Here is a 16,324-nt window from a genome sequence, read left to right on the forward strand (position 1 = left end):
GCTGTTGGAGAAAACAGCAAAGAAGTAAGGCGCCATCGCCGCTTGCCGGGCGCATCCACCGCTGGCAAATCATAGGCGGGTGACAAGCTGTATTGTATAGGATACCTTATTTTCGTGTACTTGTCAATATTGCAGACCCACATGAAATAAGGTATAATCCATAAGAAACCAATTTTCGGGCTATGCGGAAAGGGAGCACTATGGAAGAATTAAAGCGACGGATCCTGCACGAGGCAGTGATCGGCGAGGGCGATATTATCCACGTGGATATGTTCCTCAACCACTGCATGGACATGGAACTGATGGAGCGGATGGGTAACGCCCTGGCCAAACGCTTCAAGGGGGAAAAGATCACCAAGGTCCTCACCGCCGAAAGCTCCGGCATCGCCCTGGCCTGCTTTACCGCCCGGGCTCTGGACGTACCGGTGATATACGCAAAAAAATTTCAGACCGGCTACATTGACCCCAACGTATACTCTGCAGAGACTCACTCCTTCTCCATGGATAAATCCTATACCCTTCGCGTCTCCAAAAAATATCTTGCCCCAGAGGATCGCGTCCTGCTGGTGGACGATATCCTGTCCAACGGCCAGACCATTCTCAGCCTGCTGGAGTTGGTTTCCAAGGCCAGAGGCGAGGTGGTGGGCGTAGGCATTGCCATCGAAAAGGCCATGCGGGATGGCGGTCGGGTACTGCGCAGCATGGGAATTCGGGTGGAAGCCCTGGCCACTGTTCAGGCTATTGAAAACGACCAGATTATTCTAGCATAACGAGGTGGCAATCATGATCCATCCGTCACAGCCCTTTCTCCCCAACTCCTTTGCCATTCATAACGGTATCCAGGCACGTTCCACCGGAGAAAATACCGCCCAGGCGGCACTGGAGATGGGGCCTGACAGTCTGAATCCCTACGGCTTGCTCCACGGCGGCGCCTATTACACCCTGGCCGATTGCGCCTGCGGTACCGCTTGCCGAAATGATGGCCGCAAATATGTCACCCTCCACGGCGGCATAGACTTTATTCGCAGTGCCCAGAGCGGCACCATCACCGCCTCCGCTGTCGTCCGCCATCGGGGGCATACTACCTGCCAGGTGTCGGTGGAAATCACTGACCAGGCGGGCGTCCTGTTGGCCACCGGCAATTTTACCTTTTTCTGTATCACTCAGCATTGACCATCTGACCTATCCCCTGTGAGGGGCGGCTGTTGTGCCGCCCCTCTTTTCTGCGTCTGCTCTCCCACCCACAGCTGCCAGGTCAACATCGCTGCCAGAGGCGCCAGGATCAGGCCGCCCACGCCAAGCAGCCGAAAGCCCCCGTACATGCTGACCAGGGCCAGTAGTGGTGGCAGGCCGGCCTGTTTCCCCACCAGCCGGGGCTCCAACAGACTGCGGGTCAGGGTGAGCCCGCCATACAGCACCATTAGCCCCAACCCCAGGGGAAATTTGCCCAAGATCAGCGCGACACCTGCCCAGGGTAGCAGCACCGCACCGCTGCCCAGTACGGGCAGGGCATCCACCAGGGCGATCCCGGCAGCCGCCAGCAGGGCTGGTTCCACACCCAGCAGCAGCAGCCCCAGAACAGACAGGCCAAAAGCCGACAGAGCCAGGAGCCCCTGGGCCCGCAGCCAGCCGCGCAGCGCCTTCTCCGCCGCCGCTTCCCAATGGGCCAGTTTCTCCCGCAGCTCCTGGGGCAGGCAATCCAGTGCGGCAGCCAGCCCCGGCCGCCCAGCACTGAGATAATAGGTGGACAAAACGGCCGCGAACAGGAAAAGCCCCACGTTGGGCAACCCAGACATCAGCTGTGCCACAGCACCGGTCAGCCAGCTCCCCACCTGACCGGGCAGGGCCAACAGGGCTCCACTCCCCTGCTCCACCGCCTGTAGGGCCCCCCGCCGCAGCTCCGGCGGCAGCGCCACAAGGGCCCGGGTGAGCCACGTCTCCGCCCAGGCCATCAGCTCTCCCGCCCCCTCCAGCAGGGCGGGCAGGCCGTCCGCCAGCCTGGCCGCTTCATACCCCAACCGCCACAGCAGCAGGAATGCTATCACCGCCGCTCCGATCACCAGCCCCAGCGTACATAGCCCCGCCGCCCATCGCCGGTGCAAGCCGAACCGGCTCACCAGCAGCTGTACCACCGGCTCCAGCAGCCAGGCTCCCGCCGCTCCCAACAGGAAGGGCAGCGCCAACGGCAGGAGCCAACGCACTCCGATCCACACCACCACCGCCCCAAGCACCAGACGCAGAAGCCTAGCCGTATACGCCTTCTCTTGCCCATCCTCCACACTCTCACCTCCATTTATGTACAGATCGACGAAATTTGCCCCACCCAACCAATCAGAAATCGGCAGCTGCCTAACAGTTTGCCCTTGCGGCGAGCTCTTTATTGTGCTAAAATAGACCGCATCATGAGAACAAATGCTTTTCTGTCACGGACAAGAGGAGGTCCATAGAATGGGCAAGGCACCGGGCTATTTCATTGTGGAGGCCAGCGCGCTGCCAGAAGTCTTTTTGAAGGTTGCGGAGGCCAAGCGCCTGCTGGAAACCGGCGAGGCTGCGGCGGTAAACCAGGCGGTGCGCCGGGTGGGGATCAGCCGCAGCGCCTTTTACAAGTATAAAGACGCTGTCCGCCCCTTCAATGACATGCTCCATGGCCGGATCGTCACCTTCCAGATTGTGCTGAAGGACGAACCGGGGCTGCTGTCATCCGTCCTGAATATTTTTGCCACCACCGGCGGGAATATTCTGACCATCAATCAGGCCATACCGGTAAGCGGCTGCGCGGCGGTTACCATTGGGGCGGAGACCTCCGGCCTCCAGATCCCCATGGAAGAGCTGCTGGATCGGTTGCTCCGGGTTGATGGGGTGCTGCGCAGTGAAGTGATATCAGGCTAAAGCCCTTTGGGCAAAGGAGGTATAGAAATGGTGAATGTAGCGATTCTGGGGTTTGGCGTAGTTGGCTCCGGCGTGGCCGAGGTTCTTGCCACCAACGGTCCCCATATCGATTCCAAGGTGGACGATCTGATCCGATTGAAATATATCCTGGATGTGCGTGATTTCCCTGACAGCCCCTTTGGGGACAAGGTGATCCACGATTTCAGCATCATTGAGAACGACCCTGAGGTCAATATTGTGGTAGAGACCATCGGCGGGGCCAAGGTGGCCCTGGATTTCACTCGCAGGGTTCTTAAGGCGGGCAAGAGTGTGGTCACCTCCAACAAGGAGCTTGTGGCTGAGCACGGCTGCGAACTGCTCCAGCTGGCTCAGGAGCACGGGGTCAGCTATCTGTTTGAGGCCAGCGTGGGGGGCGGCATCCCCATCATCCGTCCCCTGAACCAGTGTCTGGCCGCCAACGAGATCGAAGAGATCTCGGGTATCCTCAATGGCACCACAAACTATATCCTCACCCGGATGATCCGGACGGGACTCAGCTTTGAGGCGGCTCTGAAGGAGGCCCAGCAGAACGGCTACGCCGAGCAGGATCCCACTGCTGACATCGAGGGCCATGACGCCTGCCGTAAGATCTGTATTCTGGCCTCCCTGGCCTTCGGTCGCCATGTCTATCCCCGGCAGGTACCAACCGAAGGCATCACCGGCGTCACCCTGGCCGACGTGGCCTATGCCGATTCCTGCGGCAAGAAGATCAAGCTGCTGGGCCGGGCCATCCACCGGGAGGACGGCAAAGTATGCGCCTTTGTGGCCCCCCACCTTGTGGACGGCGAGGACCCCCTCAGTGGAGTGGAAGATGTGTTCAACGCCATCTCCGTGCGGGGCAACGCCATCGGCGACGTGATGTTCTACGGTCGGGGGGCGGGCAAGCTTCCCACCGCCTCCGCCGTGGTGGCCGACGTCATCGACGCCGCCCGCCACAAGGACGCCAAAAAGCGGATGTTCTGGGAGGATGGGGGCGAGGATGTGGCCGTCCCCCCCACCGACCTGGAGAGCGCCTGGTACGTCCGCACCGAGGGCCGCCTGGAATACGTCAAGGCCGCCTTCCCCGACTGTCCGCTGCTGCCCCGGGCAGGAGCTCCAGTCAATGAATTTGCCTTCCTGACGCCGCCCATGACCCGGGCTCAGCTGGACAGCAAGCTGACCACCATGGCGCCCTGCTCCGTGTTCCGGGTGCTGGACTGAGCGCATAGGATATCGCAAAGAGATTTTACCTGATTTAGGGGGTACAAACGCCAATGGGACTCATCGTACAAAAATTTGGCGGCAGCTCTGTGGCTGACGCCGACCGCATCCGCAATGTGGCTCGTATCATCACCGAAACCTACCGCCGGGGCCACAGCGTGGTGGCGGTGCTCTCCGCCCAGGGAGACACCACCGACGACCTGATCGCCAAAGCCGCTGAGATCAACCCCAACGGCTCCAAGCGGGAAATGGATATGCTGCTCTCCACCGGCGAGCAGATCTCCTGCTCCCTGTGCGCCATAGCCATCGAGGCCATGGGCTATCCTGTCATCTCCCTGACGGGCTGGCAGGCCGGGTTCCGCACCAACTCCGTCTACGGCGACGCCCGCATCAAGCGGCTGAACACCGAGCGGGTGCTGGCTGAGCTGGACAAAAAGACCATCGTCATCGTCACCGGCTTCCAGGGTCTGAACAAGTATGAGGACATTACAACTCTGGGCCGGGGGGGATCCGACACCTCCGCCGTGGCCCTGGCCGCCGCCCTCCGGGCCGACCTGTGCCAGATCTACACCGACGTGGACGGCGTGTTCACCGCCGACCCCCGCCATGTGACCGGCGCCTTCCAGCTGGAAGAGATCACTTACGACGAGATGCTGGAGCTGGCCACCCTGGGCGCCCAGGTGCTCCACAACCGCTCTGTGGAAATGGCCAAACGGTACAACGTCAATCTGGAGGTGCTCTCCAGCTTCACCGGCAAGCCCGGCACCAAAGTCAAGGAGGTTGCAAAAACCATGGAAAAAATGCACATCAGCGGGGTTGCCTGCGATAAGAATGTAGCCCGTCTGGCTGTGGTGGGCCTGGCCGACCAGCCCGGCATCGCCTTTAAGATCTTCTCTCTGCTGGCCAAGGAAAAGGTCAACGTGGACATCATCCTCCAGTCCATCGGCCGCAACGACACCAAGGACATCAGCTTCACCGTGGGCAAGCAGGACATGGACCGCTCCAAGGCCATCCTGGAGGCCAACAAGAACGCCCTGGGCTTCCATCACATCGACGTGAACGACTCCATCGCCAAGGTGTCCATTGTGGGCGCCGGCATGATCCATAACCCCGGCGTGGCCGCCAAGATGTTCGAGGCCCTGTACAACGCCGGCATCAACATCAATATGATCTCCACCAGCGAGATCAAGGTTTCTGTGCTGGTGGATCTGGCCGAGGCTGACCGCTCCGTACAGGTCATCCACGACCGCTTCTTCCACGAGTTCGGCGGCAACTGAATTTCATAGCAAAACCGGCCCTCACAGCGGAGGGCCGGTTTTTTAATCGGGCAGCGGAACGATTTTTTGGTGATAGGCCCGGCGGTAAAGCAGCAAGGCAACCGCACAGGAGATGATCTCCGCCGTCAGAAAGGACAGCCATACCAGGGAACTGTTAAGGGTCCCCAGAAGGCAGGCCGCCGGCAGCAGCACCACCACCTGGCGCAGCAGGGACACTGTCAGACTGGCGTTGGCAGAGCCCAGGGCCTGGAGGATGGCGCACAGCACCAGGGAAACTCCGGCAAAGAGGAAGGACAGAGCGATCCATCGCAGAGCAGCCACCCCCGCTCCCATCAGCTCTCCCTCCGCCTCAAAGAGGGTAAGCAACGGCCCGGCCAGGGCCAGCAGAAAGAGTGTACCTGCGGTCATAAGCACCGCCGTCAGGATCAGAGCAAAGCGCACGGTGCCGGTGATCCGGCCGCGACTTTTGGCACCGTAGTTGAAGCTAATGATGGGCACCAGGGCGTTGGTCATGCCGTAAAGGGGCATGAAAATAAAGGACTGGATCTTATAATAGGCGCCTAGGATGAATACGCCGAAGGACGTGAACAGGGGGAGGATCAGGTTCATACCCACCGTCATCACACTGGACAGAGCCTGCATCAGAATAGCGGGAAAGCCCACTTTGAACATAGCCCCTATGATCTCGCCGTCCGGTCGAAAGCCCCGGAAGGACAGGCGGATAAGCTTGCTGCGACTCACCAGGAAAAAGCCGGCGGCCAGCCCAACCAGCTGACCCAACACGGTAGCCAGGGCGGCCCCCGCCACTTCCAGTCTGGGGAAAGGACCGATGCCAAAGATAAGCAGGGGGTCCATTACCAGATTGACCACCGCTCCCACACCCTGGATGAGCATGGGGCCCACCATGTCCCCGGTGGCCTGGAGCGTTCTTTCCCCGGCAAACTGCATACACACCCCGATGGACAGGCCGGTGACGATGGCCAGGTACTGGGCGCCGTACTCCACCTGCTGGGGCGCGTCGGAGAACAGGGTCAGGAAGGGCCGGGCGAAGCCCACCCCCAGCACCAGAAAGCCCAGCCAGCACATGGTATACACAAAGTAGCCGTTGGCGGCCACCCGCTCCGCGTCCCGCTGCCGCCGCTGGCCCAGCCGGCGGGCCAGCAGGGCGTTGAACCCCACGCCGGTGCCCACGCACACCGCCACCATCAGCATCTGGACCGGATACACCAGGGCCAGGGCCTCAAACCCGTCCCGGCTGAGCCGCACCACAAAGAGACTGTCCACCAGGTTGTACAGCGCCTGGATCAGCATGGACAGGGCCATGGGCCAGGACATATTCAGCAGCAACCGGCGCACCGGCATGGCCGCCATTTTGTTTTCTTCCACAGAGTTCCCCCCTTGCGACAAAATCGGGACGTGCAAACGCACGCCCCGATTGTTTCCTCCCCGTCGGCGTGGCAGCCCGCGGGGCGTCAAGCTTTTCTTACATATCTCAGGTCACGGCAGACCATGCCGTGTGGGAAGGGGATGTCCTCGTAGGTGCCGTCCCAGGCAAAACCGTGGCGCTCATAGAACCGCCGGGCTCTGGCATTCTCCCGCAGCACCAGCACGAATACCTGGGAGACGCCGTCCCCCCGAAGGCGGCGGAGCATCTCCTCCATCAGCAAAGAGCCGTAGCCCTTACCCTTCTCGTCGGGGTGGGTATAGAAGGAGATGATCTCCCCCCAGTCCTCATAGCCCCGGGAGTCAAAGGAGACCAGGCTGCTCTGCCGGGGACTGGGTCCCACCCGGGCGGGGCCATAGGTACCGCAGCAGACCGGCGTATCCTCTCTGTAGAGGAGGAGTCCACGGCAACGTCCGCTCTTGTAGTCCTCCCGGAAGAAGGGAACCCAGCGGGTGTCCGTGACCTCCGCAGCCATGTAGTCCGCCGGAACGGCGTCCTGATAGGTCGTCCGCCAGCCCAGGGCGTGGATGAGGCTCATAGCGATAAAGTGTTTCTCCTCGCACGCGTCCACCAGGGTAAGCCCTGCGCTCATACCGCCGTCTCCTCGGCGGGAGCGGTCTCCTCCGCCTGCTCCTTCCGCCGCTCCGCCTCCTGCTTGGCCAGGCCCCTGGCATTGGCCAGCATCAGCTTGATGCGATTTTCCTGGTTGATCTTGGTAGCCCCGGGGTCATAATCGATGGCCACAATGTTGGAGTTGGGATAATCATCCTTCAGCTTGCGGATCATCCCCTTGCCTACAATGTGATTGGGCAGGCAGCCAAAGGGCTGGGTACACACAATGTTAGGGGTTCCGGAGTGGATGAGCTCCAGCATCTCAGCGGTAAGCAGCCATCCCTCTCCCATCTTGTTGCCCTCACCCAGGTAGCCCTGGATGAGCCGGCGCAGATCGGCAAAGGTACCGGGAGCCCGGAAGCCTCCCCGCTTCATAGAATCCACCATGGCCTGCTCACACTTTTCCACATAGTGACGGAAGGCGCCGCAGACCGCCTTTTTGGCCCACTTACCTCCGTAAATATCCACATCCACTTCCCGATTATAGATCTTGAAGATGATGAAGTCGGTAAGGCCGGGCACCACCGGCTCCGCCCCCTCATCCAGCAGGAACTGCTCCAGGTTATTATTGCCCAGCGGGGAGTACTTGATGTAGATCTCCCCTACCACGCCCACACGGACCTTGGGCTCGCCCTGGACAGGGATGGCCTTGAAGGCGGCTACGATATGGTCAAAGTGCTTGACCAGGCTCTTGAAGTTGAGACCCCGGCCCCGCTTCATCTGACCCAGCAGGAAGCCCTCCATCCGCTTGATGGTGCGTTCGGTCTGGCCGGGGTTCACCTCGTAGGGCCGCACCTGGTTGGCGCACTGGACGATGATGTCCCCGTACACCAGGGCAAACACTGCCTTGCGCAGGGAGCTCAGATCCAGCTTGAAGCCGGGATTGTGCTCCAGGCCGGACAGGTTCAGGGAGATCACCGGGATGAAGGCCAGGTCGGCCTTCACCAGGGCCTTGCGCAGCAGGTGGATGTAGTTGGAGGCCCGGCAGCCGCCGCCGGTCTGGGTGATGAGCAGGGCCACCTTGTGGGGGTCGTACTTGCCGCTCTTCACCGCGTCGATCAGCTGGCCGATGACCAGCAGGGCGGGGTAGCAGGTGTCGTTGTGGACGTACTTCAGGCCCTCGTCCACAATATTGCGGTGGTTGGTGGTGAGCATCTCCAGCTTGTAGCCCTCCATCTGAAAGATCCTGGCCACCAGACCGAAGTGTACCGGCAGCATGGTGGGAAAGAGGATGGTGTACTCCTCCTTCATCTCCTTGGTAAACAGGAGGCGGCCGGTTTTATCATATACTAATTCAGCCATTGAACTTAGTTCCTTTCGCTCATGCTCTTACTGCCGGGCCTGCCGGGCGTCCATGGCGGCCATCAGGGAGCGCACCCGGATACGCACCGCCCCCAGGTTGCTGATGTCGTCGATCTTCAGCTGGGTGTACAGCTTGCCGCCGCTCTCCAGAATGTCCCGCAGCTCGTCGGTGGTGATGGCGTCGGTGCCGCAGCCAAAGCTGACCAGCTGCACTACCTGCATGTCGGGCTGGGTACATACATACCGGGCGGCGTTGTACATCCGGGACTGGAAGGTCCACTGGTTGAGCACCTTCCGGGGAGCGTAGCCCTCCAGATAGCTGAGGGCGTCCTCCGTGACCAGTACGAAGCCAAAGCCGGTGATCAGGTCATTGATACCGTGGTTGATCTCCGGGTCAATGTGGTAGGGCCGGCCGCAGGCCACGATGATGGGCATGTGGTTGGCCCGGGCGTACTCGATGTACAGCTTGCCGGTCTCCCGTATATCGTGTACGTAGGCCTCATAGGCGGCATAGGCCGCTTTCACCGCCACCTCCACCTCCCGCCGGGAGATGTTGAACTCCTCCCCCAGCAGCTTGGCGATCCGCTTGCCGAAGTCCTTGTGGCGCCACAGGCCTACGTAGGGGTTGAGGAACTTGGTCTGCTTCAGCTGTGGCACGTTGGCGGCCAGCAGCTCGGGATAGTAGGCCACCACCGGGCAGTTGTAGTGGTTGTCACCGATGCCCTCGTCGTTGTTGTAGGACATGCAGGGGTACCAGATGGCGTCCACCCCCGCCTCCACCAGAGCCTCCACATGACCGTGGAGCAGCTTGGCGGGATAGCACACCGTGTCCGAGGGGATGGTGTGCTGCCCCTTCAGGTAGAGCTTACGGGAGGACTCGGGAGAGAGCACCACCTCAAAGTTGAGGCGGGTGAAGAACTCAAACCAGAAGGGCAGGTTCTCGTACATATTCAGGCCGAAGGGGATGCCCATCTTTCCCCGGACCCCGTTGCCGGCCCCCTTGCCCTCCAGGGCCCGGAGCTTTTTGTACTTGTACACCATCAGGTCGGGGTTTTCCGCCTTGGGCTTGCCCAGGGGCCTGGAGCAGCGGTTGCCCGAGATGAACCGCCGGCCGCCGTCAAAGGTGTTGACGGTAAGAGAGCAGTGGTTGGTGCACAGGTTGCAGGTGGTGGGCTTGGCGGTGTGGCTGAAGGTGGCTAAGGCCGCCTCCGGCAGGATGGCGCTCTTGTCCAGGTGGAGGTCCCGGGCAAACAGGGCGGCGCCAAAAGCCCCCATGATACCCGAGATGGTGGGCCGGGTCACGTTGCGGCCCAGCTCCAGCTCAAAGGCCCGGAGCACCGCATCGTTGTGGAAGGTACCTCCCTGGACCACGATGTGCTGGCCCAGGTCGTCGGCGGAGGCCGCCCGGATGACCTTGTAGACGGCGTTTTTCACGATGGAGATGGACAGGCCGGCGGAGATGTCCTCCACACTGGCCCCGTCCTTCTGGGCCTGCTTTACGGAGGAATTCATGAACACCGTGCACCGGGAGCCCAGGTTCACCGGATGCTGGGCCAGCAGGCCCAGCTTGGAGAAGTCGGCGATGTTGTAACCCAGGGCCTTGGCAAAGGTCTCGATAAAGGAGCCGCAGCCGGAGGAACAGGCTTCATTGAGCATGATGGAGTCCACCGCGCCGTTGCGGATCTTAAAGCACTTCATGTCCTGGCCGCCGATGTCGATGATGAAGTCCACATCGGGGTTGAAGTGGGCGGCGGCCTTGTAGTGGGCCACGGTCTCCACCAGGCCGGCGTCGCAGTTGAATGCGTTTTTCACCAGATCTTCGCCGTAGCCGGTGACCGCCGCGCCCTTGATGGTGATCCGGTCGCCGCACAGAGGGTAAATTTTCCGCAGCTGCTCCAGCACTACTGCCACCGGGTTGCCCAGGTTGGACTGATAATAGGTGTACAGCAGCCCGCCGTCAGCGGTGATGAGGGCCATCTTGGTGGTGGTGGAGCCGGCATCGATGCCCAGCCAGGCATCGCCGGAATAGGTGTGGATATCCGCCTCCGGGGGATGCATGGCGTTGTGCCGGGCCAGGAATGCGTCGTAATCGGCCTGGCTGGTGAACAGCGGCTCCATGGTGTCCACCAGGCCCACGTTGTCCACACTCTTCTCCAGCCGGTCCAGCAGCTCGTCAAAGGAGCGCTCGTCAAAATCGGTGGCGCACAGGGCGGCGCCGATGCCGGCAAAGCAGTCCCCGTCCTCGGGGAAGATGGCGTGCTCCTCGTCCAGCTTCAGGGTCTCCACAAACCGCTGGCGCAGACCGGTGATAAAGTGGAGGGGGCCCCCCAGAAAGACGATCTTGCCCTTCAGCTCCCGGCCCTGGGTGAGGCCGGCCACCGTCTGGTCCACCACCGCCTGGAAGATGGAGGCAGCCACGTCCTCCTTCCGCCCCCCCTGGTTGAGGATGGGCTGGACATCGCTTTTGGCAAACACGCCGCAGCGGGAGGCAATGGGGTAGATCTTCTCGTGCTTCAGGGAGAGTTCATCCAGTTCGTCCACCGTCACGTTCATCAGGGTGGCCATCTGGTCGATGAAAGCGCCGGTACCCCCGGCACAGGAGCCGTTCATTCGCTCCTCCAGGGCGCCGCCAAAGAAGATGATCTTGGCATCCTCCCCTCCCAGCTCGATGACCGCGTCGGTATCCGGGATAAACGTATTGACGGCGGCGGCAGTGGCGTACACCTCCTGCACAAAGTCGATCCCTGCGGCCTTGGCCACGCCCAGACCGGCAGAGCCGGTGATGGCAATGCGCACCTGCTGACCCCTCAGCTTTTCTTCAATGGAACGCAGGGTCTCCGCCGCCCGCTCCCGGGCCTTGGAGTAATGCCGCTCATAAGAGCGGAACAGCAGCTGGTTCCCCTCGTCCAGTACCACCACTTTGACCGTGGTGGAACCAATATCAATTCCGATCCGAAGACTCATACACTCACCTGGTATCCTTTACCCGTTTCATTTCATTCAGAATTTCGCACCCATAATAATATATCAAAATACTTACTTTTACAAGCCTTATCCTTCAAAATAGAGGAAACTCCGTATTTAGAAGAAATAAGTGACGAAAAAGCGCCTGCCGCGACAGGGCGGCAGACGCAATTTCAACAATTCCTATGGATCTATGGTACTATTTAACGGCGGTAGGTGCGGGTAATTTTGGCCAGTTTCCCAGATACCGACGGGTTGAAGGCATCAGCCCGCACCCGCCAGGACCAGTTTTGTGGGCCCATGGTGCCAGGGGCATTGACCCGAGCGTCGCCCCCCAGACCCAGCAAATCCTGGAAGGGCGCAATGGCCAGCCGGCAGGGAGACATCCAAGCCCCGCACACCGCCCCCCAGCCGTAGCCCTCGTCCTCCCGCAGGCGCAGGTAGTCAAAGGCGTATTGCCGCTCGGCGGGATTGGCCTCCTGGAACAGCCACTGGACAAAGGTGGGAGTGTCGTGGGTGCCGGTGTAGATCACCGCGTCCCGGGGACAGTTGTGGGGCAGGTAGGCGCTCTCCCCCACAGGATCAAAGGCATACACCAGCACCTTCATGCCGGGCAGGCCGCTTTTTGCGATGTAGGCCAGGGCGTCGGCGTCCAGGTCCCCCAGGTCCTCGGCAATGAGGGCCAGGCCGGGCACCTTTTTCAGCACATTGAGCAGGGCGTCCCCAGGCCCCTTCTCCCAGTGACCCTCCCGGGCATCCTTGGCCCCCTGGGGGATGGACCAGTAGGTATGGAAGGCCCGGAAGTGGTCGATACGCACCACGTCGTACAGTCGGGCCATCTGGGCGCCCCGGCGCTTCCACCAGGCAAAGCCGGTCTTTTTATGGTAGTCCCAGTCGTACAGGGGATTGCCCCAGTGCTGACCCACGTCAGAGAAAGCATCAGGGGGCACGCCCGCTACGCAGGAGGGGCGCATATCCTCCTTGAGCTGGAAGAGCTCTGGATTGCCCCACACCTCGGCGCTGTCCGGGGAGACATAGATGGGCAGGTCCCCGATGATGGAGATCCCCTTGGAGTTGGCATAGGCCTTCACCGCCGTCCACTGGCGGAAGAAGAGATACTGCAAAAAGACCTGGAAGGCGCACTCGTCGGCCAGCTCCGTGCGGTAGGCCGCCATGGCCGCCGGCCGGCGCAGCCGGGCCTCGTCGGGCCAGGCCGCCAGTTCCTTGCCGTCAAAATGGGCCCGGAGGGCCAGGAAAAGGGCGTAGTCCGGCAGCCAGTCCTCCTCCTCCAGCTCAAACTTGGCCAGGTCAGCGGCATACTTCTGCCGGCCCCGCTCAAAGGCCTTCCGCAGCAGAGGGATGCGGGTGGCGTGGAGCCAGGCGTAGTCCACCCGGTCCGGGTCGTCCCGTCGGGCGGTATTCAGCTCCTCCCAGGTGAGCAGCCCCTCCTGGGCCAGCTCGTCCAGGTCCAGAAACATGGGATTGCCCGCAAAGGAGGAGGCGGACATGTAGGGGGAATCCCCGCCGCCCGGGGGCACCAAAGGAAGGATCTGCCAGAATTTCTGGCCGCCCTCCGCCAAAAAGTCGATAAACCTCCGGGCGGGCTGCCCCAGTGTGCCGATGCCATAGGGCCCCGGCAGGGAAAAGACGGGCAGCAGGATCCCGCTTGCTCTCGCTTGCATCACTTGCATAAACAGGCCTCCACTTCTTCGTTGTCAAAAGACTAGATTATTATACCTCCTTCCTTTTTATCCCGCAAGCCGGAAAATGGAAGGGACGCCGCGCGGACCCCGCGGCGCCCCTCTCGTCAGCTTTTTTCCTCAATGGACTTCCGGATGGATTCGTATACCTGATCCTGGTCCTCGCACATCACCAGCAAAATGGTGCCATCGGTGAGGGTACCCAGCCTGGCCTTGTTGGCAATGTCGTACTGATCGGCCAGATATTGCTCAAAATTACCCTTCTGGGCCACGATAAAATCATTTAGACCGCTGCGAACCGCCTCTTCCCGACCTGCCTTGGGATAAACGGCTGCAATGCCGTAGGCTTTTACGTTCATCATGGACGCCGAGAGGGCGCAGGCCTCCACGTCCTCTGCCTTCAGGCCAAACAGGTCAAATAGGGCCTGGCCCTGATCCTCCTCCACCGAGGTGACGATGGGAAAGGCGTTGTTGGCGTCCGCGTCCCGGGCGGCCTGGATGGCAGTCTCATAGCACTGTATCCGCTCCTCCGCCGTCATATCCTGGGCCGTATTCTTGTTTTTGTCTCCGCAGCCCCCCAGCATCAGCGCCAGGGCAAGGGTGAGCAGAATGGCTTTTTTCATGGTTGGTTCTCCTTTTCTCTGTTCTGTTTGGTAACGGTCAGGCCCTCCGGCCCGCCGTCAATGAGCAGGGTGTCCCCCGCCGCCGCCTCACCGCTGAGCAGCAGCTCGGCCGCCCGGTCCTCCACCTGGCTCCGGATGGCCCGGCGCAGGGGCCGGGCTCCGTAGTCCGGGTCGAAGCCCAGCCCCGCCAAGATCTCCAGCGCTCCGTCGGTCCAGGCCAGAGCCACTCCCAGCACCTTCATCCGTTCTCCCACCTGGGCCAGCATCCGCCGGGCGATAGCCTTGATCTCAGTGCGGCCCAGCTGGGTAAACACGATGGTCTCGTCCAGCCGGTTGAGGAATTCCGGTCGGAACACCTTTTTCAGATCATCCAGTACGGCGGAACGCAGCTCCTCCGGGGCCCGGGTCTCCCCGTCCCGGTGAGAAGCGGCGGAAAAGCCCAGCCGGGCTCCCTTGGCGGTAATGCGGCTGGCCCCCACATTGGAGGTGAGTACCACCACCGCGTTGCGGAAGTCCGCCTTCCTGCCCTGGGCGTCAGTAACCGTCCCGTCCTCCATGATCTGGAGCAGGATACCCCACACGTCAGGATGCGCCTTTTCGATCTCGTCAAAGAGCACCACGCAGTAGGGCCGCCTCCGTACCTTTTCGGTGAGCTGGCCCCCCTCCTCATGGCCCACATAGCCCGGGGGGGAACCGATGAGCCGGGAGACCGTGTGTTTCTCCATATATTCCGACATATCAAAGCGGAACAGAGCCTCCTGGCTGCCGAAGAGGGAGAGGGCCAGCGCCCGGCTCAGCTCAGTCTTACCCACTCCGGTAGGGCCCAGAAAGAGAAAGCAGCCCGTGGGGCGTTCCTGCTCCTTCAGTCCTACCCGACCCCGGCGCACCGCCCGGGCCACCGCCCGCACCGCCTCATCCTGACCCACCACCCGGCGATGGAGCTCCTCCTCCAGCCTGAGCAGCCGGTCGCTCTCCGCCTGGGTCAGGGTGGTCACCGGCACCCCCGTCCAGCCGGACACCACCGCGGCCACGTCCTCGGCGGTGACCGCCCCGGTGTTCTGGCCCGCCCGCCACAGGGCCTGCTGCTGGGCCAGCTCCCGGCGGAAGTCCTCCTCCGCGTCCCGCAGCATGGCCGCCTTTTCAAAGTCCTGGCTGCGGATGGCCTCCTCCTTCTCCCCCCGGGCCTGGGCCACCTTGTCCTCCAGGGCCTGGAGGTCGGGAGGCGCGCTGAGCCGATCCAGACGCACCCGGGCCGCCGCCTCGTCCATCAGGTCAATGGCCTTGTCGGGCAGGCGGCGGTCCCCGATATACCGGCTTGACAAGGCCACCGCCGCCCGTACCGCCTCGTCAGTGATGGTGAGCCGGTGATGGGCCTCATATCGGTCCCGCAGACCAAACAGGATGGCCTCCGCGGTCTGCCGGTCAGGCTCCCCCACCAGCACCGGCTGAAACCGCCGCTCCAGGGCGGCGTCCTTTTCAATATACTTCCGGTATTCCTCGGTGGTGGTGGCCCCGATGACCTGCAGCTCTCCCCGGCCCAGAGCGGGTTTGATAATGTTGGCCGCGTCAATGGCTCCCTCGGCGGAGCCGGCCCCCACGATGGTATGGAGCTCGTCGATGAAGAGGATCACGTCCCCTACCCGGCGTACCTCGGAGAGGATGTTTTTTACCCGTTCCTCAAACTCCCCCCGATACTTGGTGCCCGCCACCATGGAGGACAGATCCAGCGAGAACAACCGCTTCCGCCGCAGCTCGTCCGGCACCTGACCGGCAGCCATCATCCGGGCAAGTCCCTCAGCCACAGCGGTCTTGCCCACCCCCGGCTCCCCGATAAGGGCGGGGTTGTTTTTCTGCCGCCGGGACAGGATCTGCACCACCCGGCGGATCTCCCGGTCCCGGCCCACTACCGGGTCCAGCAGACCCCCGGCGGCCATTCGGGTCAGATCCCGTCCAAACTGCTCCAGCAGCTTGGACTCCCCAGGGTAATCCCGCTCGGTGCGGGCCTTCCCGCTGCCCCGGAAGGGGGGCGGGGCAGGCTCCCCGCCCATGGCGGCAGTGACATCGGCCCGCAGCCGCCGGGCCTCCACTCCGGCGGCGGACAGCACCCGCACCGCCACGCCATCCCCCTCCCGGAGGATGCCCAGCAACAGATGCTCGGTGCCCACATAGTGGTGGTCCAGCCGCACCGCCTCGGACAGGGCCAGCTCAATGATCTTCTTGCACCGGGGGGTAAGGCCCTGGGCGGGTGGGCCGCCGGGGGCCCCCCGCCCCACC

Annotated in this window: 13 protein-coding genes; 5 read left to right on the forward strand and 8 right to left on the reverse strand. The window is 62.1% G+C overall.

Translation table 11 applies throughout. The features are described 5' to 3' along the window. Positions 1-200 precede the first annotated feature (200 nt). Together H6B51_RS09140 and H6B51_RS09145 are read left to right on the forward strand one after the other, a co-directional pair. Complete coding sequence (locus tag H6B51_RS09140) at positions 201-770, forward strand: xanthine phosphoribosyltransferase (RefSeq protein WP_204883385.1); 570 nt, start codon at positions 201-203, stop codon at positions 768-770. A gap of 13 nt (positions 771-783) precedes the next feature. Next, on the forward strand, positions 784-1,173 hold the full coding sequence (locus H6B51_RS09145) for a PaaI family thioesterase (RefSeq protein WP_204883386.1): 390 nt from the start codon (positions 784-786) through the stop codon (positions 1,171-1,173). Here H6B51_RS09145 and H6B51_RS09150 read toward each other — a convergent pair. Then, positions 1,164-2,279: an AI-2E family transporter gene (locus H6B51_RS09150; protein ID WP_204883387.1), complete on the reverse strand. Its 1,116-nt coding sequence runs from the start codon at positions 2,277-2,279 to the stop codon at positions 1,164-1,166. The two genes, H6B51_RS09145 and H6B51_RS09150, sit on opposite strands and share 10 nt — an antisense overlap. 169 nt (positions 2,280-2,448) lie before the next feature. On the opposite strand from H6B51_RS09150, the gene H6B51_RS09155 reads away from it, so the two are divergent. Genes H6B51_RS09155 through H6B51_RS09165 form a run of 3 tightly spaced genes read left to right on the forward strand, consistent with a single transcriptional unit; the run spans position 2,449 to position 5,405 of the window. Then, the gene (locus H6B51_RS09155; RefSeq protein WP_204883388.1) at positions 2,449-2,889 is read left to right on the forward strand and encodes an ACT domain-containing protein; all 441 of its coding nucleotides are present in this window, start codon (positions 2,449-2,451) and stop codon (positions 2,887-2,889) included. Between the two features lie 27 nt (positions 2,890-2,916). Beyond that, the gene (locus H6B51_RS09160; protein ID WP_204883389.1) at positions 2,917-4,128 is read left to right on the forward strand and encodes a homoserine dehydrogenase; all 1,212 of its coding nucleotides are present in this window, start codon (positions 2,917-2,919) and stop codon (positions 4,126-4,128) included. A gap of 53 nt (positions 4,129-4,181) precedes the next feature. Next, positions 4,182-5,405, forward strand: coding sequence for an aspartate kinase (locus tag H6B51_RS09165; protein WP_204883390.1), 1,224 nt, complete (start codon positions 4,182-4,184; stop codon positions 5,403-5,405). Between the two features lie 42 nt (positions 5,406-5,447). Here the strand turns inward: H6B51_RS09165 and H6B51_RS09170 are convergent, their stop codons facing one another. The 7 genes from H6B51_RS09170 to H6B51_RS09200 all read right to left on the reverse strand — a co-directional run. Continuing rightward, entirely contained in the window at positions 5,448-6,791 is a 1,344-nt protein-coding gene (locus H6B51_RS09170) for an MATE family efflux transporter (RefSeq protein WP_204883391.1), read from the reverse strand. An 86-nt stretch (positions 6,792-6,877) separates the two neighbouring features. Further along, positions 6,878-7,441: a GNAT family N-acetyltransferase gene (locus H6B51_RS09175; protein ID WP_204883392.1), complete on the reverse strand. Its 564-nt coding sequence runs from the start codon at positions 7,439-7,441 to the stop codon at positions 6,878-6,880. After that, entirely contained in the window at positions 7,438-8,763 is a 1,326-nt protein-coding gene (locus H6B51_RS09180) for a 2-hydroxyacyl-CoA dehydratase (RefSeq protein ID WP_204883393.1), read from the reverse strand. Before H6B51_RS09180 ends, H6B51_RS09175 begins: the two co-directional genes overlap by 4 nt. A 27-nt stretch (positions 8,764-8,790) precedes the next feature. Then, complete coding sequence (locus tag H6B51_RS09185; RefSeq protein ID WP_204883394.1) at positions 8,791-11,727, reverse strand: acyl-CoA dehydratase activase; 2,937 nt, start codon at positions 11,725-11,727, stop codon at positions 8,791-8,793. A gap of 203 nt (positions 11,728-11,930) precedes the next feature. Then, complete coding sequence (gene malQ, locus H6B51_RS09190; RefSeq protein ID WP_243421215.1) at positions 11,931-13,418, reverse strand: 4-alpha-glucanotransferase; 1,488 nt, start codon at positions 13,416-13,418, stop codon at positions 11,931-11,933. Positions 13,419-13,534: 116 nt separating this feature from the next. Continuing rightward, positions 13,535-14,050, reverse strand: coding sequence for a DUF4358 domain-containing protein (locus H6B51_RS09195; protein WP_204883395.1), 516 nt, complete (start codon positions 14,048-14,050; stop codon positions 13,535-13,537). Continuing rightward, on the reverse strand, positions 14,047-16,324 hold a 2,278-nt coding region (locus tag H6B51_RS09200; protein WP_204883396.1), incomplete at its 5' end, for an ATP-dependent Clp protease ATP-binding subunit. The genes H6B51_RS09195 and H6B51_RS09200, both read right to left, overlap by 4 nt.

Source organism: Pseudoflavonifractor phocaeensis, assembly GCF_016901955.1.
Lineage (GTDB): Bacteria > Bacillota > Clostridia > Oscillospirales > Oscillospiraceae > Flavonifractor > Flavonifractor phocaeensis_A.

Excerpts from the sequence above, each read along its gene's own strand:
- H6B51_RS09160 (WP_204883389.1), top strand. The coding sequence starts at position 2,917 with ATGGTGAATGTAGCGATTCTGGGGTTTGGCGTAGTTGGCTCCGGCGTG.
- H6B51_RS09195 (WP_204883395.1), bottom strand. The coding sequence starts at position 14,050 with ATGAAAAAAGCCATTCTGCTCACCCTTGCCCTGGCGCTGATGCTGGGG.
- H6B51_RS09140 (WP_204883385.1), top strand. The coding sequence starts at position 201 with ATGGAAGAATTAAAGCGACGGATCCTGCACGAGGCAGTGATCGGCGAG.
- H6B51_RS09155 (WP_204883388.1), top strand. The coding sequence starts at position 2,449 with ATGGGCAAGGCACCGGGCTATTTCATTGTGGAGGCCAGCGCGCTGCCA.
- H6B51_RS09185 (WP_204883394.1), bottom strand. The coding sequence starts at position 11,727 with ATGAGTCTTCGGATCGGAATTGATATTGGTTCCACCACGGTCAAAGTG.
- H6B51_RS09175 (WP_204883392.1), bottom strand. The coding sequence starts at position 7,441 with ATGAGCGCAGGGCTTACCCTGGTGGACGCGTGCGAGGAGAAACACTTT.
- H6B51_RS09180 (WP_204883393.1), bottom strand. The coding sequence starts at position 8,763 with ATGGCTGAATTAGTATATGATAAAACCGGCCGCCTCCTGTTTACCAAG.
- H6B51_RS09145 (WP_204883386.1), top strand. The coding sequence starts at position 784 with ATGATCCATCCGTCACAGCCCTTTCTCCCCAACTCCTTTGCCATTCAT.
- H6B51_RS09165 (WP_204883390.1), top strand. The coding sequence starts at position 4,182 with ATGGGACTCATCGTACAAAAATTTGGCGGCAGCTCTGTGGCTGACGCC.
- malQ (WP_243421215.1), bottom strand. The coding sequence starts at position 13,418 with ATGCAAGTGATGCAAGCGAGAGCAAGCGGGATCCTGCTGCCCGTCTTT.